The organism is Streptomyces tateyamensis, assembly GCF_003205575.1.
GTDB classification, from domain to species: Bacteria; Actinomycetota; Actinomycetes; order Streptomycetales; family Streptomycetaceae; genus Kitasatospora; species Kitasatospora tateyamensis.
Map to the genome: position 1 here is coordinate 79583 of NZ_PYBW01000012.1, position 20224 is coordinate 99806.

Below are 20224 nucleotides of genomic sequence, written 5' to 3' on the forward strand. Positions count from 1 at the left end.
CGTTGCCTCTGACTCCTTCCCTTCCTCCTCCTGCCTCTGGAACGCCTGATGACCCTCGCCCTCGTCCTGTTCACCCAGGACCTGCGCCTGCACGACAACCCCGTGCTGCACGCCGCCGCCACCGGGGCGGACCAGGTGCTCCCCGTCTTCGTCCTGGACCCCGCCGTCAAGCGGGCCGGCTTCGCGGCGCCGAACCGGCTCGCCTTCCTCGGCGACTGCCTGGCCGACCTGGACGACTCGCTGCGCGCCGTCGGCTCCCGGCTGGTGGTGCGCCAAGGCCCACTGGTGTCCACCGTGGCCCACCTGCTCGCGGAGAGCGGCGCGGACTCCGTCCACCTGGCCGGCGGGGTGAGCGGCTTCGCCCGGCGTCGCGAGGGCGCGCTGCGGGACCGATTCGGCCGCCGGCTGACGGTGCACCAGGCCTCGGTCACCGCGCTGCCGCCCGGGGCGGTCACCCCGGCGGGCCGCGACCACTACGCCGTCTTCACCCCCTACCTGCGCGCCTGGCTGGACCACGGCCACCGCCCCGTGCTGCCCGCGCCCCGCGCGCTGCGCACCCCTGACGGCGTGTCGGGCATCGCCGTCCCCCGGGTGCAGCCGACTTCGCCACTGCTGCCGACGGGCGGCGAGAGCACCGGTCGGAAGCTGTGGCGCGGGTGGGACGTCGACCAGTACGAGGAGGTGCACGACGACCTGGCCGCCGACGCCACCTCGCGGCTCTCGCCGTACCTGCACTTCGGCTGCCTGTCCGCCACCGAGGTGGTGGACACGGCGCTGCGCCGCGGCACCCCGGGGGCGCAGGCCTTCGTCCGCCAGCTGGGCTGGCGCGACTTCCACCACCAGGTACTGGCCGCCCGACCCCGGGCCGCCCGCACCGACTACCGCCCGCGCGCCGACCACTGGCACCAGGACGGGCAGGAGGCCGAGGCCTGGCGCGCGGGCCGCACCGGGTTCCCGGTGGTGGATGCCGCGATGCGCCAGCTTGCGCAGGAAGGCTGGATGCACAACCGGGCCCGGCTCATCGCCGCTTCCTTCTTCGCCAAGTCGCTCTACCACGACTGGCGGATCGGGGCCGCGCACTTCCTGTCCCTGCTGGTCGACGGCGACGTGGCCAACAACCAGCTCAACTGGCAGTGGATGGCCGGTACCGGCAACGACACCCGCCCCAACCGTGTGCTCAACCCACTGATCCAGGCCGACCGCTTCGACCCGAGCGGCAACTACGTCCGCCGCTGGGTCCCCGAACTGCGCGAGATCACGGGCGCCGCCGTGCACCGCCCGTGGAAGCTCGCGCAGCCGCCGGCGGCCTACCCGGCCCCGATCATCCCGCCGGAGGACTATGCGGCGAGGCTGCGGGCGGGGCGGGGGTTGGACGAGTAGGGGGGACGGGTGGGAGGCCTCAGGCGGCGCTGAGGCCGTCCGCCCGGATACCGGCGACGAACGCGTGCCAGGCGGGGACGGGGAAGACGAGGGGGGTGCCCTCGGGGTCCTTCGAGTCACGGACCGGGACGATGCCGGAGAAGTTGGGAGCGACCTCTACACATTCGCCGCCGTTGTTGCTGTAGGACGACTTGAACCACTTCGCGTCGGTCAGGTCCATTGCTGCAGTTCCTTTCGAGCCTCGCGGATCCGTGCCATGGATGCCGCCGTGGGCAGCGCCTCCACCAGCAGCTGATCGTACTGCCTCTCCCAGGTCGTGAGAGTGGTGCGAGAGCGTTCGACGTGCCCCTTGGCCTGCGACTCGGCGTAGCCGATCACCGAGTGGTCGGCTTGGTCCAGCAGGACGACCGGCACCGTGAAGGCAAGGTTCTCGCCCATGTTGAACGGGGCAACCTGGATGGTGATGGTGGGGCGCTGGGCGAGCTCTTCGAGGTGCGCGAGCTGTTTGACCATCACCTTCGGGCCTCCGATGGTGCGCATCAGGCAGCCTTCCTCCAGCACGGCGTGGAGCAGGGGAGGTGCCTTCTGATCGAGGACCGTCTGCCGAGCCGTCAGGAACTCGACGCGCTCGTCGGCCTCGGTCAGCGAGATCGCGCCACGTCGCACGGCCGCCATGGCGAGTGCGCGCGCGTAGTCCGGCGTTTGCAGCAGTCCCGGGATGACGATCAGTCCGAGAACGCGCTCCCGACGACACCGCGCTTCGGCATCGGCGAACTCTGAGAAGCCCTCCAGGAGCGCGGCGCGGGTAAACCGTCGCCACAACTCGTAGAACTTCTGTCCGGTCTCGAAGGCCTCATCGGCCTTAACAGCCACCTCCCTTGTTGGAGCGCGCTTCGCTCTTTCGAGGTACGAGATGAAGGCTCCCGTGTACCCCATGCGCCTGCCGGTCTCTACTTGAGACCATCGACGGGCCCGACGTGACCTGCGCAACTCCTGGCCGAAACGCACTCGCGGAGATGACTGCTCGTCAGGGTCTGCGGGTTCCATGATCGTTCGCATCCTTAACAAGGCAGAGATGTCAAGGTCAAAACACTGGCGATGGTACGCGGTTCGGCCGATGCTCGTAGCAGAAAGACAGCAGAAGGGAGCGGACAGTGAATGCGGACGATCGGTCCCCGGCGAATCCGTACCGCCCCAGGCACGGTGAATTGGTAACCGACCTGGGGAATGGCGGACGGCGCGGCGTCTACATGGGCAGGCTGGGCAAGCGGGCCTACCTGCGCCCGGCCGGCGGCGGAATCGAGTGGGAAACCGATCCCAGCAAGATCGAACCACTCCCTGGGACGGCCGTGCTGGAAACCGTCTCCCGACGCAGCAGCCCGCGCAGGGAGGGCGTCATCACGCTGCCGGGGCAACTGGCCGGTGGATGACCAGCCCAGCAGTCGATTCAGCTCCCGGCGGTTCCTGCGCCGCGCCGGGCTGCACACCTCAGAGAGGAACAGCGCCATGAACGTCTCGCTGCACAACCCCTGGATCACCGCCGGCCGTTCCCTGATGGCCCCGTTCAACCCGGCGGACGCGCTCGCCGACCTACGGAAGCTCGGGCACGTGCTTGACGCCCAGGCCGTCGGGGGCGCCACCGATGCCGAGCTGGACGAGACCTTGGCGACCATGAGCAAGGTCCACGAGCGGATCGCCGCCGGCCTGCGGCGCGCGCCCCGCGCGCCCCGAGCCATCGCCATCGCCGCGTGATGACGCCTTCCGAGCCCGAACAGGAGCAACTCGCATGTCCCACAGCGACATTCAGCCCGACCAGCAGCCGCGTCGCCGCCTCGGCTGTCTGACGCTCGTCACCAACCAGGCCGGCCAGGTGCTCACCGTGCAGACTACGTACCGGTCCATGCCCGGACGCCCGGCGGTGCCGCGCACCAGGGCGAGAAGTGTGCCGAGGCCGCTGCGCGCGAACTGGCCGAGGAGACCGGGATCCGCCGCAGGCTGACGCAGCTCCTGGCGGTCGACCAGACCCCGGCCGACCCCCGCTCGGGGGCCGCCGAGGGCCTGAACGTGGTCTTCGACGGTGGCACCCTGACGCCCGAGGAGGAGGCGGCACTGAGCATTCCGGCCAAGGCGCACGCCGAGATCGAGGCGCTCGTCTGGCTTTCCCGCGAGGAGTTGGACGACAAGTGCGAGCCGTACCAGGCGCGGCGCATCAAGCACGCCCTCGCGGCCCGCGAGTTCAACCAGTCGCTGCCCGCGCTGTTCCGCGGCGAACTCGCCGCGTAGCGCTCGCGCAGGGAGCTTCCTCCGCCGGCGCTGGTGAGCTCCCGGCGATGCCGCGGAACGGGCGCACGGAGCGCCTGTGTCGAGCGACCGTGCCGCCGATCGCACTGAAGCAGACCGTGCGCATGCTGGGACGTACACGATCTGAATAGACTGCGGCAGCGTGATCGACATGGATGCACGTTTCGTCGCCGGTGACCACGGGTGAGGTGGTCCTGGACTCCTCGATGGAGTCTCAGCCGTGCGGAGAGGGCAGGTGGAGAACGCAGGTGAGGGCGGAGGTCAGACGGTGGTGATGCTCTCGCCGAGGTCGCCGGGCGACACGGTGAATCCCTCTTCGCCGACTTCGCTGCGCGGCGGTGATGATTCATCACGAGCCTGGCCCGCGGCCCTCAGGACGGGAGGTCCGATCCGCAGTTCGGCCGCGATGCCGAAGTGGTCGGAGAGGTATTCCTCGGTGCCGTCGCCCAAGGGCACCGCCTGACGGAGCACCAGGCGGGCCGCGGTCTCCACCGCTACGCCGGCCGGTGCGCGCAGCAGTACCTGGTCCAGTGCGGGGGGATTCGGCCACCGCTCGGTGGGCGGTAGGTCGGCTCGCGGTCCCCGGCGAGCAGGTCGCGCAGGCCGGTGGTGACGGTGAACCGCTCGAACGCCGCCGAGTCCCGTGGGACGTTGAAGTCTCCGGTGACCACCAGCAGGGCCGCCTGCCAACCGCTTCGACGGTCCGGTGGACCGGCCGGCCCTCGTCCGGGCGCTGGAGCGCGCAGGTCTGACGGCGGGGTTCGCCGCGGCCGGCACGCCCTGACCAGCGGGAGGGCGGGGGCTCGGCGGCAGGTCCGGAGCGCGGCTCGTCGGCTCGTCGGCTCGGGTCATCGGGTCATCGGGTCATCGGGTTTCGAGGATGCCTTTCAGAACACCGAGGTTCTTCGCGACCGCGTGCTTGACGCGGGGGCCGGCGATCGCGGCGATCGGGTGCGTTGATGGTCAGGGCGTTCTCGAACTGCATGGTCGGTCCTTCCTTGGCGTGCGACCGGCCGGGCCGTGCGGATGGGCATGGTGGCGCGGTGGCCTCAGCCGAGGTCGAGGCGTTTGTTGAGGGCCTTGCCCGAGGGCAGCGGGTCGATGAAGTTGTGCAGGAACTCGAGCATGGCGTCGGTGTCCAGGCCCTCGGAGGCGGCCTCCATCGAGGTGTAGAGGAACTCCTCGATCTCGGCGACCGCGGTGGCCACGCGCTCGCCCTCGGGCGTGAGGCTGAGCTGGAGGTAGCGGCGGTCCGCGTCGTCGGTGCGGCGCTCGACCAGCCCGGCCGCGACGACGCGTTCGACCAGCCGGCTGGGATTGGTGCCGCTCTCGCACACCAGGAGCTGTCCGAGCCCGTTGAGGCTCAAGGTGCCGTGCTGCTGGAGCAGGCGCAGCACCTCGGCCTGCGAGGAGGTGATGCCGTGGGGTTTGAGGGCCTGGGTCAGCAGCCGGTTGCCTTCGCGTTGGGCTGCCAGGATCGCGAACCGTAGGTGCTCGGCCTTACGCACCGGCACCCGCCCGGGAGCCGGGCAGGGCGGTGGCGAGGAAGTCGGTGACCGCGGCGGCGTAGCTGACCGGGTGCGAGAAGCGGAACATGTGGCCGGTGCGCGGCAGCACGACCTCCCGGGAGCCGGGGATGCCCGCGAGCATGATCTTGGAGGCGTCCTCGCCGATCAGCACGTCGTGCGAGGGGGTCAGGAGCAGGGTCGGGACCTCGACCTGGCCGAGTACGTCAACGTAGTCGGCGGTGAGACTGGCCTGCACCCGGGCGCCGAACGAGGTGGCCGGGGTGTTGGCGAGGAAGAGCTCGCGGCTGCGTGCCTCGCTCCAGGGCACCTGCCCCTCGCCGTCGAACGGGGAGGCCAGGCGGTGGGCGTGGGCCCGCAGCGTCAGCTGCCGGTAGAACGGGCCGCGGGCCTTGCCGATCACGTGCATCAGGGCCTTCCACGGCTTCGAGTCGACCGGGTTGGCCGCGAATCCGCCGGACAGGACCAGGGCGCGCAGGCCGCGCGGGCGGCGGGTGGCGAGCGCGAGCGCGATGTTGGCGCCGAACGAGTCGCCGACCAGCACGTAGTCGTCGAGGTCCGCGATCGCGTTCTCGACGTAGTCGGCGTAGCGCTCGATGTCGTTGACGCCTTCGGGCAGGCGCAGCGTGCGCCGGGGCGCCTCACCGTAGGGGGCGAGCTGCTCGGCGCTCCACGGAGCGCCGGAGAAGCAGGGGACGAAGACGAGGGTCGGGGTGTTCTCCGATGTGTTCATAACGGACACGTTACACGACATATGTGTCGTGACATATATGTCGTGCCATATGTGACCTGGATCACATGTTCATGGTGCCAGTCGGGTGCGCTCGTCGGCGCTCGGCGCGCTGTCGCGAGTCGAAGGGGTCAGGAAGTCCGAGAAGTCCAGAAAGGACCTCATCGGCCCCGCGGTGCTGCCTGCCGCCGGGCAGCGGCAGGCAGCACCGCGGGGCCGGGGTGGCTCAGGTCGCGGAGAAGGTGAACCAGTGGAGGTTGACGAAGTCGGAGGTCGAGCCGATGAAGGTCAGGTAGACGTCGTGCACCCCGGTGGCGGAGCCGGACAGGTTGATCGGGACGGTCTGCCAGGACTGCCAGCCGCCGGTGCTGGCCAGGTCGATCTCGGCGAGTTTGGGGCCGGTCGGGCTGTCCAGGCGGACCTCGATGCCGCCGCTGATCCCGGCCGCCGCGCCGGAGGCCAGCCGGGCCAGGAAGCGGCGGGGGGAGCTGGGGCCGAAGTCCAGGCCGGTGTAGCCGAGCCAGCAGCCGGCGTGGATCCAGCCGACGTCCTGGCCGCCCCCGGTGTCGGAGCACGCCTCGGTCTGGGTGCCGTTGTGCGAGGAGTAGGACGCCGCCTGGACGGTGCCGTAGGCGCTGACCGTCGAGCCGCCCCCGCCTCCGCCGCCGCCCGAACCGCTGGACCCGCCGCCGAAGGTGACGGTCCAGGAGGTGGGCGCCGGGTCCTGGAGGTGGCCGTCGACCGGCGCACTGCCGCTCGGGCCCACGTCGTCGTAGGGGAACGCGTAGCCGATGCTGGCGTTGGCGTGCACCAGGCGGGCGTAGTGGTTGGTGATCGCGTTCTGGTAGTACTGGCCGGCCGTCACCCCGCTCGGCTGCTGGGCGCCGCCGGCGAGCAGCAGGGTGCTGCGGTTGAGCGCGGCGGACAGCCGCGCGGCGACCGCACCACGGGCGTCCCCGCCGGAGTTGTAGAGCGGGCCGCTGGCGCAGCTGAAGATGTCGTCGGTGCTCGGCTTGGTGAACGCCACTCCGTCGGCGTTCAGGCCGGCGAAGGTCAGCACACCGTTGCTGACCGTGCCGCTGAACGAGCCGAAGGCGGGGTTCTGGGTGTCGACGGTCAGCGGCGTGGACTGGAAGCGGGACCAGACCTGGTCCACGTACGGTCCGAAGTAGTTGCCGAACGAGACCGGCGAGTGGGTGGGGGCGAGCACCCGCAGGACCGTGCCGCTGCTGTCCTTGACGACCAGTTGGTCCCAGGGCGCGCCGTCGATCGCGTGCTGGGCGGTCAGCCCGTTGGCCAGGGCGGTCAGCGCACCGGCCGGCAGCGGGCTGACCGCCTGGTTGCCGGCCGCGCCGGTGGTCGCCATCGAGACGGGCGCCGCGACCAGGTCGACGTAGCTGATGTTGGCGTAGAGGTTCGCGGCGTTCCAGGTGAACTCGCAGAAGGTCCAGTCGGTCAGCCAGTTGGGGTCGTTGGTGCTGAACCCGGGCTCGACCAGCCCGGGCTGGCCACCGCCCACGGCCGGGTTGACGAAGAACTGGATCTTCTTGCCGACACTGAACCAGACCCGCCCGCCGATGACGTACTGCGCGAGCGTCAGCGTCACCCCCGCGCCGCCCGAGGCGCCCAGCGGGATCGAGTAGTCGGGTACCGGGGTGAGGTTGCTGCTGGGGTTGGCCAGCACGTGGAACGCGCCGTCCGGGCCGACGAAGCCGGGGCGGTTCGAACTGTCGGAGCCGGTGACGTAGGCGTAGACGGTGTTGCTGCCCGAGGTGTTGCGCAGGGTCAGCGGCAGGCTGGGGCCGGCCGCGGCGGCGACCGGGTCGAGTGCGGGCATCAGCAAGGGTGTACCGAGCAGGGCGGCTGTGGCCGTCCCCGCCGTGGTGAGCAGCGTGCGACGCGAGATCATGGGAGGTCCCGTCCGAGCAGGAAGGCGTGGGGGCGGCGACGGAGGCCGGCCGTCGCGGATGCTGCAGCAGGGTGCCAATATGTCGCCGTGGTCTGTACCAGTCAAGTACAAGAACTGAAGAAGTATCAGGGAGCTTTCCGGGTCACTGCTTCAATGCTTTGACGATCGAGGCCGCTGCGTCCCACTCCTGGAGCCCTGCTGACGCGCTGCCGACGTGCGGGGGACGCCCCCTGGTTCAGCCGAATCTCCCGTGCTCGCGGTCCGCGGCGTCGTGGGCGGCCAGTGCGGCGCGCAGGACCGGCAGGTCGCCGGTGCGGCCCGGGTCCAGGCCGGTGAGTGCCGCTGCCTTGCGCAGCCGGTAGTCCACCGTGTTCGGGTGCACGTTCAGCTGCCCGGCCGCCCGGCGGCGGTCGAAGCCCGCGGCGTGGAAGGCGCGCAGCGTCCCCAGCAGCTCCGGGCGGCCCACCAGCGGGGCGAGCAGCGCGGCCAGCCCGTCCCGGGCCGGGCTCGGGCGGCTCAGCTGGTACTCGAGCAGCACGTCGTCCAGCCGGTACAGCCCCGGGCCGCACCCGGCTCCCTGGGCGACCTGGCGGATCTCGCCGGCCAGCCGGGCCGCCCCCGCGACCTCGCCCGGTGCGGCGGCGGCCACGGCCACCACCAGCGGCGCGCCGCAGATCCGGGTGAGCTGTTCGACCAGTTGGGAGAGCCGGGCCCAGTCGGCCGCGCCGAGTTCGGCCACCGGCGTCTCGTGCGGGAGCAGTGCCAGGCCGCCCTCCTCGGAGAGCGCGGCGAGCGGCACCCCGCGGCTCTGCCGCTCCAACTCGTGGCGCAGCCGGCGCACCTTGCGATGGGCGGCGACCGACCGGTTGACCTCGGGGCGCAGCTCGTCCGGGTGAGCGCCGATCGCCAGGCTCAGCACCAGGTAGCAGGGCGGCAGCGCGATCCCGGCGCGATCGGCGGCGGCCCACGGGTCGCCGCCCGCCAACAGCCGGGAGAGCAGCGCCTGGCGGGCGACCTGCTCCTCGCCGAGCGCGGCCTGCCGCTCCCGCACGTAGCCGGTGGCCACCGCGCAGCTGACCAGCCGCAGGTAGCCGAGCAGCAGGTGCTGGGCGCGCAGCACGTCAGGCAGGTCACCGGGGGCGGCGGCGGCCAGGATCCGGGTGGTGCACTCCTCGGCGCCCAGGTGGTAGGCGCCCACCACGGCCTCCAGCGGCACGCCCTCGTCGGCCCGTTGCGCGGCGGACTCGCTGATCGCCTCCAGCAGGGTCCGGTCCGGCAGGTCGCCGGTGCGCAGCACCTCGACGAAGTGCCGGATCGCCTGCTCGGTGGCCCGGGTGATCTCCCCGCGCACCTGCTCGGGCGGCAGTGCCGCGTAGACCGGCAACTGGTCGAGCAGCCGGGTCATGACCGCCGGCACCAGGCTCGGCAGGTCGGCCAGCAGCCGCCGGTGCAGCGGGCTGCCGCCGCACCGCGGCGGGTCGGCACCGACACCATTGGCACCCGCCCCGGCAGCACCAGCGGCACTGGCACCGAGCGCGGCCTTGGGTGCGATCACAATCCACCTCGCGAAAGTTTGTGAGCGCTGCCCGGGGGCGTCCGCCCGTGGCGCAGCCATCATTGTCATCCGAAGTTACCTACCAGTTGGTAACACGCTTGCTGCCACGACACCAGAGGCGGGCCCCACCTGACGCCCGCTCAGCCGCCCCACCCGGCGGACCGACCTGTGAATCGGGGACCCATGCCCAGAAACGCCGCGAGACTCCTGGCCACCGCCGTCGCCGCCGTGGTCGCCGCCACCGCCGCCCCGGTGGCGACGGCCGTCGCGAGCACCGCCTCCGCCACCGGCGACGCGTTCTACCAGTACGACGGCAGCACCCCGCTGGCCTCCTACGCGCCGGGGACCGTGCTGAAGACCCGTCAGCTGTCGTACCACGTGGTGGGCATCGCGACCCCGGTGACCGCCGTCCAGCTGCTCTACCGCAGCACCGATGCCCAGGGCCGCCCGTCCGCCAACGTGACCACCGTGGTCCGGGGCCTCGGCGGTGACGGCAGCAAGGCGGTCTCCTACCAGTCCTTCTACGACTCGCTCAACCCCGCCGACAGCCCGTCCCGGGCGATCGCCGGCGACCTGACGCTGGGCGGGGTGATCGCCAACGCAGAGGCGATCTTCCTGGCGCCGCTGCTGCTCCAGGGTTACGACGTGGTGATCCCGGACACCGAGGGCCAGCGCGCCGACTTCGGGGCCGGCCCGGAGTACGGGACCAACACGCTGGACTCGATCCGGGCCGCCACCCACTCCGAGGCCACCCGGCTGAACGCCGCCACCCGGGTCGGCCTGATGGGCTACTCGGGCGGCGCCATCGCCACCGACTGGGCCGCCGCGCTGGCCCCCGCCTACGCGCCCGAGGTCAACAGCCGGCTGGTCGGCTTCGCGGAAGGCGGCCTGCTGGTCGACCCGGCGCACAACCTGAAGTACGTGGACGGCGCGCTGGTCTGGAACGGCGTCACCCCGCTGGCGCTGATCGGAGTGGCCCGCTCGTACGGGCTGGACCTGACGCCGTACCTGAGCGACTACGGGATGCAGGTCTTCCAGAAGCTGCAGAACGGCTCGATCGTCAACGCGCTGGGCCAGTACCCCGGCCTGACCTGGCAGAAGATGGCCAAGCCGCAGTACGCGGACCCGGACTCGGTGCCGCCCTTCGTCGCGGCGGTGAACCGGGTCAACCTGGGCACCGCGGCCACCCCGACCGTGCCCGGCTACATCGCGCAGGGCAACGGCGGCTTCTGGGAGGGCACCTTCAACAACCCGGCCGGCATCGGCACCGGCGACGGCGTGATGGTCGCGGGCGACGTGCGGGCGCTGGCCCGGCAGTACTGCGCGACCGGCAACGGGGCGATCAAGTACCAGCAGTACGACCTGCTCAGCCACGTCGGCGTACCGGTGCCCTGGGCGCCGCAGGCGATGGGCTGGCTGAACGACCGGTTCGCCGGCCGGACCGCCCCCTCGGACTGCGGCAGCATCCCGGCAGGCAACTCGCTGACCCCGGAGCAGGTCCACTCCTGACCTCCACGACCTGACCGCCATCATCCGGGCGCCCATGACCTGACCGCCACCACCTGAGCGCCCATCACCTGCCACGGGCCGAGGCCCCGCCGCCCCCACGCGGCGGGGCCTCGGCCCTGTCTGCCGTCCCCGTGCTTCGATAGGTTGACGGGATGACAGCCGAGCTCGAGACCTTCGTGACCTTCATGCGGACCGCGACCGGCCACACCCCCCGCCCCTACCAGGCTCAGCTGGCTGCCGAGGGCCTGCCCGCACTGCTGCGGGTGCCCACCGGCGGGGGGAAGACGGCGGCTGCGGTGCTGCCCTGGCTGTACCGTCGGCTGGTGGCCGCGCCCGCCGGCACGCCGCGGCGGCTCGTCCTGGCACTTCCCCGGGAGAGCGTTGCCGACCAGGCCTTCGAGCGGATCGGCGAGTGGCTCGACCGGCTGGGCCTTTCCGGCGGCGAGGTCGGGCTGCACCTGCTCGCGGGCGGGGCGGCGCAGGACGGGGGCTGGCGGCGCAATCCCGAGCGGACCGCGATCCTGGTGGGTACCCACGACGTGCTGCTCAGCCGGGCGCTGATGCGCGGTCACGCCGACTGGCGCCCGATGGCGCCCGTCTCCTACGGACTGCTGCACAACGACGCCCAGTGGGTCTTCGACGAACTGGAGCTGCTCGGGCCGGCCCTGCCGACCACCCGGCGCCTGCAGGAACTGCGGGACCGGTGGGGGACCGCGGCACCGACCGCGACCATGTGGATGACCTCGACCAGCAGCGCGGCCGAGCTGGGCCCGGAGCGGGTCGGCGCAGGCGGACTCGCCACCCGCCGGCGGCTCACCCGACTGCACCCCGCGCCCGAGCGGTACGAAGGCGCCCTCGCCGAGGCCGTCGCCGCCGCCCACCTCCCCGGTACCCGCACCCTGGTGGTGCTCAACACGCTCGCCCGGGCCCGGGCCGTGCACGCCGCGCTCGCCGCCGCCGGGACCGAGGCGCTGCTGCTGCACCCGCACTACCGCGAGGCCGACCGCCGCCGGCTGCTCGCCGCCGCCACTGCCGAGCACGATCTTGACCTGGTCCTCGTGGCGACCCCCGTGGTGGAGGCGGCGCTCGACCTGTCCAGCCGCACCCTGGTCACCGAACTCGCCCCCTGGGCCTCGCTCGTGCAGCGGGCCGGGCGGTGCAACCGGTACGGCGAGCACCCCGAGGGCGGCGAGCTGCTCTGGTGCACGCCCCCGGAGGGCGGTGACCCGTCCGTCGAGCGCTGGCTGACGGCCCGGGACGGACGCTCCGTCACCCCGGCCGAGCTGCTGGCGGCCGAGCCCGGTGCGCCGGAGCCGGCCCTGGCTCCGACCGCCCCGCCCACCCCGGACGAGCTGCGCGCCCTGTTCGACACCGCTGACCAGAGCAGTGCTGACCAGAGCACCGCTGACCAGGGAAGTGCTGACCTGGGCACCCCCGGCGACGCCACCGCCACCGTCGGCACCTCCGTCGGCACCGCTGACCGCTGGCTGGCCGCCCCCGCCCAGCTGACCGCCCTGGTCGCCTGGCGCAGTTGGGCGGACGGCCGGCCCGCCGAGGACGAACCCGACCCGTCGAGCGCCGAACTCTGCGCCGTCCCACTGGGCGAGCTGGCCGAGCTGCCGGCCGGCCGGGCCTGGCTGCGCGACCCGCTCGACGCCCGCTGGCGGCCCGCGCTCCCCGCCGAACTCGCCCCCGGCGCCCGCCTGGTGCTGGACGCCCGGCACGGCGGCTACCTGCCGACCCTGGGCTGGACCCCGCTGAGCCGGACTCCCGTGGTACCCGAGCCCGCCCCGCCCCAGCGACCGGCCTACGCCTGCACCGCCTGGGTGAGTCTGGACCAGCACCTCCAGGAGACCGAGCAGGAGGCGCGGCTGCTGCTCGCGGCGCTGCCCGCCCTCCCGTCCGAGCAGCACGAGGCCGTGGCCCGGGCCGCCCGGTACCACGACCTGGGCAAGTGTCACGACGCCTTCCAGGACAAGCTGCGGGCCGGCCGGACCGACCCGCCGGACGGCCTGCTGGCCAAGTCGAAGAACGGCGCCGAGCCGCTGCCGCCGTACCTCTCGCCGCGCCCCCACCTGCGGCACGAACTGGTCAGCGCCCTGCTGCTGTGGCAGGGCGGCCACGACCCGCTGGTCACCTACCTGGCCGCCGCGCACCACGGCCACGTGCGGATCACCGTCCGCCCGCGCCCGGGCGAGGCTCCCGGGCTGCTGCTCGGCGTGGCCGACGGCGACCGCACTCCGCCGGTCGAGCTCTCCAGCGGCGAGCGGTTCCCCGCCCAGCAGTTGGACACCTCGGACTTCCCGGCCCCCTGGACCGAGCGGGCCCGCACCCTGCGCGACCACCCGGAGCTCGGCCCGTTCCGGCTCGCCTTCCTGGAGACCCTGGTGCGGGTGGCCGACTGGCGCGCCAGCGCCCGGCACGACGGTCCGCTGCCCAGCGCGGGCGGGTGAGCGCACTCAGGCCGTGAGCAGGCGGCCGAACCAGGCGCGGATCCGCCGCAGGGCGTCGAGCTGGTGGGCGCGCTCGTCGAGCCCGTGGCCCTCGCGGGGATAGACGACGAACTCGTGCTCGACCCCGAAGTGGCGCAGGGCACGGTGGAAGTGGAGCGCCTGGCCGAGCGGAACGTTGGTGTCCTGTTCGCCGTGCAGGATCAGCACCGGGGTGCGGATCCCGCCGGCGTAGGAGATCGGACTGTTCCGGTCGTGGACGTGTGGTCCCGGGCCCTCCCAGCCGGTGCTGCCGCCGAGCGTCGCGTCGAGGATCCCCCAGTCGCCGGTCCCGGCCTGCATGCCCCAGTCGCTGATGCCCGCGCCCATGACGGCGGCTTTGAACCTGTCCGACCGGGCTACCGCCCAGGCCGCCATGAAGCCCCCGTGGCTCCAGCCGGAGATTCCCAGCCGCGCGGGATCGGCGACTCCCCGGGCCACCAGCAGGTCGATTCCGCCGAGGATGTCGGTCCACTCGTCGCCGCCGACCGCGCCCGCGGCCATGGCGGCGAACTCGTGGCCGTGCCCCGAGCCGCCTCGAGGGTTGGCCAGAAAGACCGCGTAGCCGGCGGTCGCCAGCCACTGGCCGCAGTCGACCGCATTGAGGGTGAACTCGTCGGCGTGGCGGAAGTAGGGGCCGCCGTGGACCAGGGTGACGAGCGGAAACGGGCCCTCCTCCCGCGTCCGGCCGGCCGGCAGGATCAGCAGTCCGTCCAACTGGAGTCCGTCAAAAGCCTGGTAGCCGAGGCGCTGCTGGACGCCCCAGCGGATCCCGCGCAGTTCCGGCGCGGTGTCGCTGAGCCGGACCAGTGGTCCGCCGGTGGGTCCCGCGTGGACGTTCTTCGGCTCGTACGCCGTGCTCGCCAGCAGGGCGACGGTCTCCCCGGTGCGACTCGCGGTGAGCCCGGCGAGCAGGCCGGGGGTGCAGGACACCTGCTGGAACCGCCGCGACTGCGGGTGGAGCCGGTACAGCGCGGTGTCCAGCCCGTCGGCGAACAGCGCGAGCGGGGGGCCCTGCGCGACCTGCACCAGTTCGGCCGGGCAGACGGACATGCCGACGGTGAGGTTGCGGTGTTCGACGGCGGGGCCGGTCGCCGGTGGGACGGTGTCGAGCACGGCGAGGCCGCCGACCAAGTGCCCGGGGGTCACGGCCAGGTGGGCCAGATGCCAGTCAGCGCCGTCGTTCCACCAGGCGGGGGAATGCGCCTCCCAGCCGACCGGACCCAGGTGGTGGATGCTTGCCGAGCCCGGGTCGACCAGGTGCAGTTCCGCCGTCCCGACCCCGGGGTCGAGCTCCGGCGTGGACCAGCTCAGCACCGCCAGCGGCCCGCCGTCCGGACGCTGGGTCAGCTCGACCACCTGTCGGTCGCCGAGGCCGTCCACGGTGCGGAGCACGCCGGTCTCCAGGTCCAGCAGGCGCAGCCGGGTGACGGGAAGGTGCCGGCCCCAGACCTTGGCGTCGTCGCGCTCGGCTTCCCGGCGTTGGGTCCTCGGCGGTGGGTTCGTCCGCGGCCAGCAGGGCCACGGTGCGGCCGTCGAGGAGCGGCCAGTGGTCGCAGATGCCGCCGCGCCAACTGGTCAGGGCCTCGGCCTTGGCGAGGTCCGCTCCGTTCGCGAGATCCTCGCTGCCCTCCAGCCGGATCCGCTGGAGTTGGGCGGAGCCCTGCTCCTCGCGGTCGGAGGTGAAGAAGAGACAGGCCGAGTCCGGCGCCCACTTCGGGGCGAGGTCGCCGGCGGTGCCGTCGGTCAGCCTGCGGGCGGAGGTGCTGCCGTCGGTGGCGGTGACCCAGAGCGTCGAGTCCGCCTCCTCCAGGCCGAACTCCTCGGCCCGAGCGGCGATCTCGTCCGGCTCGTACTCGCCGAACACCACTCCGACGGCGGCCCGGACCCCCTCCTGAGCCCCCGGCACCGGGCCGAGCGAGTCCTCCAGCCGCTCGGCCTGGGCGCGCAGCCGGCGCGGGTCGGCGATCCGGTAGTCGCGGCGGATCAGCACACTGATCGCCTCGGGCTCCTGCGGACCCCGGTACTTGCCCGGGCCGCTGTCGCCGGGGACCTCGAACGGGGTGACCTCGTCATAGACCTCGTAGAGCAGCTGGTCGTAGTGGATGGCCGCCGCGGCCAGCTCCTCGTACGCCGCGAAGACCGCGGGGTCGTCGGCTTGGGAGGTAGCGGACACCGCCTCCAGATGGCGGTCGATGGCGGCCTTGACCGCCTCGGCGGCTTCGCGTACCTCGGTGCGGGTGAGCTGCGCGGCATCAGACATGGGACAGACGCTATCCGTACCCGGGCCCGAGGTGCACAGGGGTTACCCGTCGAGTTTCCAAAACCACGGCAACTTGACCCGTGATGTCCGAACCGTGTGCTTTTCGCGTGCGTCGCAGCGGGTAGAAATCCGTCCGAAAAGCGGTGTCGAACTGGGAATTGATCATGCATCAGCGGGCTTGTCGCCTGGACGGGCAGCGCCCCGGCGGCGGGTTCGCGATCGGCTCCCGTCCAGCTCCGAACAGGAGCTGGACGGGGCGTGAACCGCAACCGGCCAGGATCCGAACGAGTTCGGTCCGGGCCGGCGCCACCGTCAGCGGCAGGTCGTACGCTTGCCGCAGGCAACGCACCCCCGGGTGCGGGGCCCGCTCGTCCGCCCGTCGCCGAGGAGGCGAACTTGACCCCACCGAAGCTGGTCCGGCAGCCCGAGTACGAGTACCAGTCGCTGCGCATGCCGCGCGGCACGTCGCGCAACGCGGCCCGCCAACTGCTCACCGAGCACGCCGAGTACGGGCACTGGGAGCTGGACAGGCTCCGGCTCTACCCGGACGGCAGCCGTACCGTGCTGCTGCGTCGCCGGATCATCCGGCAGGTCCGCACCAGCTGAGCGGCCGGCCCAGTGGTGGGGCGGCCAGGTGACCGACTCGGTCGGCTCAGGCAGCCGTGCGGCGACCGCGGCGGTAGAGCACCCCGCCACCGATCAGCAGCGCCAGGCCGGCCGGGGCCACGATGCCGAGCCCGTCGATGCCGGTGGAGGCCAGCCGGGTCTGCGGGGCCTGGGCCACCACCGGCGCGGCGGGTGCCTGGGCCACCGGCTGGGCAGGGGCGCGGGTACCGCTCTCGCCCTTGACCTCGGTGGTCGGCGGCGTCTGCTGCTCGGGCGGGCAGGTCGGCGAGTCGGCGCCGGGCGGCGGAGTGGCGGCCGGGCCGTGCTGGGCGCAGTCGTTGCCCATCACCGGGTTGAGCAGGCCGATCACGTCCACCGAGTTGCCGCAGGCGTTGAGCGGCACCTCCACCGGCGCCTGGCCGTTGTTGCCGGAGGCCACGCCGGGCGAGCCCTGGCTGACGCCGGAGGCGGAGCTGCCGGCGGTCGGGCCGTTGCTCCCGCCCTGCGGGCCGCCACCCCCGCCCCCACCCGTCGAGCCGCCGGCCGGGCCGCCCATGGACCCACCGGTGGAGCCGTCAGTGGAGCCGCCGGTCGGGCTGTTGCTGCCGCCGTTGTCGCCGCCGGAGGTCGGGCCGTTACTGCCCCCGTTGCTGCCTCCGTTGTCACCGCCGGTGCTGCTCCCGCCGCCGTGGCCGCCGCCGTGCGTCGAGTGGTTCGCGCACTGGTTGCCGTAGGCCGGGTTCAGCAGCCCGACCACGTCCACCGTGTTGCCACACACGTTGACCGGCGCCTCCACCGGCACCGAGACCGCGTTGCCCGAGGCGACACCGGGCGAGTTGGCCGCCGCTCCCTCCGCGTCGGCGGTGGCGTACGCGTAGCCGGCCGTGGAGGCCAGCACGCTGCCGGTGGCGACTGCGGTGAGAATGCCTTTTCTGGCAACCTGTCGCATAGGTACCCCTCACATGTGATGGTCGGAATTTCCGACGAACGCTTTTCCCGCCCACTGCACAACGACCACCGCCCGAAAAGGTTGAGCCAACCGGCTGCTCCTCACTCGATTGGGTGGTTTCAGAACGGCGCTGCAGACGAAAGAGGGGCGCCCCCACCTCAGGGGCGCCCCTCTTGATGCGCGTGCGCGCTGATGCGCGTTCGCTGCTGCGCGCTCGCGCGGCTACCGCGTCAGTCGTTCACGCACGCGTTGCCGAACGCCGGGTTCAGCAGGCCGATCACGCTGACCGTGTTGCCGCAGACGTTGACCGGAACGTGCACCGGCACCTGGATGAGGTTGCCGGACGCCACACCGGGCGAGCCGAAGGCCGCGCCCTCGGCACCCGCACCGCCGTGCGCGGCGGCAACCCCGGCGCCGGCCAGCATCAGCCCACCGGCGGTGGCAGCGACAGCAGCGATCTTCTTGACGTTCACTATTTCCTCCTGATGATCCGAGCGGCACGGTCGACCGTGCCGCCACAGGAGTGAACGAGGCTCTGCCGAATGGGGGAACGGGCTGCTTTTCACATTCACCCCCTGAGGTGATCAGTCGCTCGACTGCTCGAATTCTCGAATGATCGAAGGACAATCCCGCTACCCGGCAATCCGCCAACCGGCCTGTCGGTCCGGCGGCCCGTCAGTCCGGCGGCCCGTCGTCCACCGGCCCGTCGTCCACCGGCCCGTCAGCCCGGCGTCCCGTCAGCAGGCGTCGATGAACCGGTCCAGCACCCGCACGCCGAACTTCAGGCCGTCCACCGGCACCCGCTCGTCCACCCCGTGGAACATGCCGGCGAAGTCGAGCTCGGGCGGCAGCTGCAGCGGCGCGAAGCCGAAGCAGCGGATCCCCAGCGTGCTGAAGGACTTGGCATCCGTCCCGCCGGACAGGCAGTACGGCACGGCGCGGGCGATCGGGTCCTCGGCCTGCAGCGCGCTCTGCATCGCCGCCACCAGCGGGCCGTCGAAGTCGGTCTCGATCGCCCGGTCGGTGTGCAGGCTCTCCCGCTTCACCCGGGGGCCGAGCACCTGGTCCAGCTCGGCCAGGAACTCCTCCTCGTAGCCGGGCAGAAAACGCCCGTCCACGTGCGCGGTGGCCTGCCCCGGGATCACGTTGACCTTGTAGCCGGCTCCCAGCATGGTCGGCTGGGCGGTGTTGCGCAGCGTGGTGCCGATCATCTTGGCGATGCCGCCCAGCACCCGCATCGTCTCGTCCATGTCGTTGGGGTCGAGCCGGACCCCCAACGCGTCCGAGAGCTCGTTCAGGAAGGCCTCGACGGTCTTGGTGATCCGCAGCGGGAACCGGTGCCGGCCCAGCCGGGCGACCGCCTCGCACAGCTCCGTGATCGCGTTGTCGTCATTCTCCATGGACCCGTGCCCGGCCCGGCCCTCGACCGTCAGGCGCATCCAGTGCATGCCCTTCTCGGCGGTCTCCACCAGGTACAGCCGGGCCTTGTCGTTGACCGTGAAGGAGAACCCGCCGACCTCCCCGATCGCCTCGCTGACGCCCTCGAACAGGCCCGGGTGCTTGTCCACCAGGAACCGTGCACCGTAGCTGCCGCCGGCCTCCTCGTCGGCCAGGAAGGCCAGCACCAGGTCGCGCGGGGGCTTGCGGCCGGTGCGCAGCCGGTCACGGACCACGGCCAGCGTCATCGCGTCCATGTCCTTCATGTCCACCGCGCCACGGCCCCAGACGCAGCCGTCCGCGATCTCGCCGGAGAACGGGTGGTGCGTCCAGTCCTCGGCATTGGCGGGCACCACGTCGGTGTGCCCGTGGATCAGCAGCCCGGGCCGCGACCGGTCCTCGCCCTCGATCCGCACCACGGTGGAGGCCCGCCCCTTGGCGGACTCGATGATCGTCGGCTCCAGCCCGAACTCGGCGAGCTGCTCGGCCACGTACTCGGCCGCCTTGCGCTCACCCGGTCCGGAGTTGTCTCCGTAGTTGCTGGTGTCGATCCGGATCAGGTCACGGCAGATCTCGGCGACCTCCGACTCCCCCGTCACGCCCGCCTGCGCCTTGGACTCGCTCACACGCACTCCTCGTCCGCCACCCACCGGCCGCCCCGTCGCGCCCGGTCACCGTCCCGCCATCCTCCCCCAGCGGCGGCCCGACCCCAAGGAATTCACCCCACAACCTCCCCGATCCCAGCCGTCCACCCCCCGGCCACCCCCAGACCCCAAAGCTTTTGGGCCACCGCGCCACTCTTTGCTACAGTTACCCATGTCAGCAGGACCCCGCGCCCCGGCGCACCGGCCCAGCAGACACCACCTAGTCCGGGTGGCGGAATGGCAGACGCGCTAGCTTGAGGTGCTAGTGCCCTTTATCGGGCGTGGGGGTTCAAGTCCCCCCTCGGACACCGACCGTGAGCCGACGGCTTTCGGGAAAGTGCTGGTTGAGATTCATCTCAACCAGCACTTTTTGCTTTCCGGAATCGTAGGTCAGGATCAGCCCGAGCTGCTGGTACAGCGCGGCCCGGTCGGCGGGTTCGGCGTCGGCCAGGAGGGCAACCAGGTCGCTGTTGGCGCGGGCGAGGGCGGCGATGTCGTCGCGGGTCAGCTGGGTGGAGCGAGCGAGCTGGGCTGTGCGGAGTTCCGCTTCGGCGCGGGTGCGGGTGGCCTGGGTCTGGGTCATCCACTGCGTGACGAGGGCGGGATCGGCGCCGGCTTCGAGGGCGGCTCGATGGGTGGCGAGTTTCGCATCGCAGTCGGTGATCGTTTCGCGGGCGTGCTCGGCGCGCAGGGTGTGGTCGGAGGCGGGGGCAATGTCGGGGGCGGCAGCGAGGAGGTCGATGGTGTCGTCGAGGCGGTGCGGGGCGAACATCTTGGCGAGCCAGTGGTCGAGCGGGCCGAGGAAGTCCTTCTCGCGCAGGTAGACGTTGCGGGGGTGCTGGATGCGGTTGGCAAGGGCGTATTCGGCGGGGAAGCGGCAGCGGTAGTACGCCTCATCGTGGGACCAGTACTACAGCGGCAGATCA

20 protein-coding genes, 1 tRNA gene and 1 pseudogene are annotated in these 20224 nt (G+C 72.1%); 8 read left to right on the top strand and 14 right to left on the bottom strand.

What is annotated here, in order from left to right; translation table 11 throughout:
- Positions 1-48: 48 nt before the first annotated feature.
- Entirely contained in the window at positions 49-1380 is a 1332-nt protein-coding gene (locus tag C7C46_RS03805) for a cryptochrome/photolyase family protein (RefSeq protein WP_110665659.1), read from the top strand.
- A 19-nt stretch (positions 1381-1399) separates the two neighbouring features.
- Here C7C46_RS03805 and C7C46_RS03810 read toward each other — a convergent pair whose 3' ends face one another.
- Positions 1400-1600 (bottom strand): DUF397 domain-containing protein, encoded by a 201-nt coding sequence (locus C7C46_RS03810; RefSeq protein ID WP_110665661.1) that lies wholly within the window; start codon positions 1598-1600, stop codon positions 1400-1402.
- Complete coding sequence (locus C7C46_RS03815) at positions 1591-2439, bottom strand: helix-turn-helix domain-containing protein (RefSeq protein ID WP_110665663.1); 849 nt, start codon at positions 2437-2439, stop codon at positions 1591-1593. Before C7C46_RS03815 ends, C7C46_RS03810 begins: the two co-directional genes overlap by 10 nt.
- Positions 2440-2534: 95 nt before the next feature.
- Between C7C46_RS03815 and C7C46_RS34175 the strand changes: the two genes are divergently transcribed.
- From C7C46_RS34175 to C7C46_RS03825, 3 genes are all read left to right on the top strand, one after another.
- On the top strand, positions 2535-2810 hold the full coding sequence (locus C7C46_RS34175; RefSeq protein WP_146258975.1) for a hypothetical protein: 276 nt from the start codon (positions 2535-2537) through the stop codon (positions 2808-2810).
- Between the two features lie 76 nt (positions 2811-2886).
- On the top strand, positions 2887-3132 hold the full coding sequence (locus C7C46_RS03820; RefSeq protein WP_110665666.1) for a vWA domain-containing protein: 246 nt from the start codon (positions 2887-2889) through the stop codon (positions 3130-3132).
- Between the two features lie 84 nt (positions 3133-3216).
- Entirely contained in the window at positions 3217-3663 is a 447-nt protein-coding gene (locus C7C46_RS03825) for an NUDIX domain-containing protein (RefSeq protein WP_110665669.1), read from the top strand.
- A 279-nt stretch (positions 3664-3942) separates the two neighbouring features.
- Here C7C46_RS03825 and C7C46_RS03830 read toward each other — a convergent pair whose 3' ends face one another.
- The 6 genes from C7C46_RS03830 to C7C46_RS03850 form a co-directional block, all read right to left on the bottom strand.
- Entirely contained in the window at positions 3943-4131 is a 189-nt protein-coding gene (locus tag C7C46_RS03830; RefSeq protein WP_146258976.1) for a hypothetical protein, read from the bottom strand.
- A 44-nt stretch (positions 4132-4175) separates the two neighbouring features.
- Positions 4176-4352, bottom strand: a complete 177-nt coding sequence (locus tag C7C46_RS34775) for a hypothetical protein (protein ID WP_181442181.1) — start codon at positions 4350-4352, stop codon at positions 4176-4178.
- Positions 4353-4730: 378 nt separating this feature from the next.
- Positions 4731-5189: a MarR family winged helix-turn-helix transcriptional regulator gene (locus C7C46_RS03835; protein WP_110665711.1), complete on the bottom strand. Its 459-nt coding sequence runs from the start codon at positions 5187-5189 to the stop codon at positions 4731-4733.
- Positions 5182-5940: an alpha/beta fold hydrolase gene (locus C7C46_RS03840; RefSeq protein WP_110665673.1), complete on the bottom strand. Its 759-nt coding sequence runs from the start codon at positions 5938-5940 to the stop codon at positions 5182-5184. Before C7C46_RS03840 ends, C7C46_RS03835 begins: the two co-directional genes overlap by 8 nt.
- A gap of 223 nt (positions 5941-6163) precedes the next feature.
- Positions 6164-7846 carry a beta-1,3-glucanase family protein gene (locus tag C7C46_RS03845; protein WP_110665675.1) on the bottom strand — a complete coding sequence of 561 codons (1683 nt, stop codon included), beginning with the start codon at positions 7844-7846 and terminating at the stop codon, positions 6164-6166.
- 235 nt (positions 7847-8081) lie between these two features.
- Positions 8082-9401, bottom strand: a complete 1320-nt coding sequence (locus C7C46_RS03850) for a PucR family transcriptional regulator (protein WP_245984110.1) — start codon at positions 9399-9401, stop codon at positions 8082-8084.
- 183 nt (positions 9402-9584) lie between these two features.
- Between C7C46_RS03850 and C7C46_RS03855 the strand changes: the two genes are divergently transcribed.
- Both C7C46_RS03855 and C7C46_RS37200 read left to right on the top strand, forming a co-directional pair.
- Entirely contained in the window at positions 9585-10910 is a 1326-nt protein-coding gene (locus tag C7C46_RS03855; RefSeq protein WP_110665680.1) for a lipase family protein, read from the top strand.
- Positions 10911-11062: 152 nt separating this feature from the next.
- The gene (locus C7C46_RS37200; protein ID WP_110665682.1) at positions 11063-13363 is read left to right on the top strand and encodes a CRISPR-associated endonuclease Cas3''; all 2301 of its coding nucleotides are present in this window, start codon (positions 11063-11065) and stop codon (positions 13361-13363) included.
- 6 nt (positions 13364-13369) lie between these two features.
- Here the strand turns inward: C7C46_RS37200 and C7C46_RS36225 are convergent, their stop codons facing one another.
- Positions 13370-14794 carry an alpha/beta hydrolase family protein gene (locus tag C7C46_RS36225; RefSeq protein WP_245984111.1) on the bottom strand — a complete coding sequence of 475 codons (1425 nt, stop codon included), beginning with the start codon at positions 14792-14794 and terminating at the stop codon, positions 13370-13372.
- Positions 14795-15170: 376 nt separating this feature from the next.
- A pseudogene (locus C7C46_RS36230) lies at positions 15171-15662 on the bottom strand (hypothetical protein); the annotation flags it as partial.
- Positions 15663-16073: 411 nt separating this feature from the next.
- Between C7C46_RS36230 and C7C46_RS03870 the strand changes: the two are divergent.
- Positions 16074-16268, top strand: coding sequence for a DUF5703 family protein (locus tag C7C46_RS03870; RefSeq protein ID WP_220040551.1), 195 nt, complete (start codon positions 16074-16076; stop codon positions 16266-16268).
- 46 nt (positions 16269-16314) lie between these two features.
- Here C7C46_RS03870 and C7C46_RS03875 read toward each other — a convergent pair whose 3' ends face one another.
- The 3 genes from C7C46_RS03875 to C7C46_RS03885 all read right to left on the bottom strand — a co-directional run bounded on the left by C7C46_RS03875 (position 16315) and on the right by C7C46_RS03885 (position 19280).
- Complete coding sequence (locus C7C46_RS03875) at positions 16315-17217, bottom strand: chaplin (RefSeq protein WP_110665686.1); 903 nt, start codon at positions 17215-17217, stop codon at positions 16315-16317.
- A gap of 230 nt (positions 17218-17447) precedes the next feature.
- A complete protein-coding gene (locus C7C46_RS03880; RefSeq protein WP_110665713.1) occupies positions 17448-17642 on the bottom strand; it encodes a chaplin in 195 nt (64 codons plus the stop codon).
- A gap of 312 nt (positions 17643-17954) precedes the next feature.
- Complete coding sequence (locus C7C46_RS03885) at positions 17955-19280, bottom strand: M20/M25/M40 family metallo-hydrolase (RefSeq protein ID WP_110665688.1); 1326 nt, start codon at positions 19278-19280, stop codon at positions 17955-17957.
- Between the two features lie 241 nt (positions 19281-19521).
- Between C7C46_RS03885 and C7C46_RS03890 the strand changes: the two genes are divergently transcribed.
- A tRNA-Leu gene (locus tag C7C46_RS03890) sits at positions 19522-19606 on the top strand.
- Here C7C46_RS03890 and C7C46_RS03895 read toward each other — a convergent pair.
- Complete coding sequence (locus tag C7C46_RS03895) at positions 19588-20070, bottom strand: hypothetical protein (protein WP_110665690.1); 483 nt, start codon at positions 20068-20070, stop codon at positions 19588-19590. The two genes, C7C46_RS03890 and C7C46_RS03895, sit on opposite strands and share 19 nt — an antisense overlap.
- Between the last annotated feature and the right edge of the window lie 154 nt (positions 20071-20224).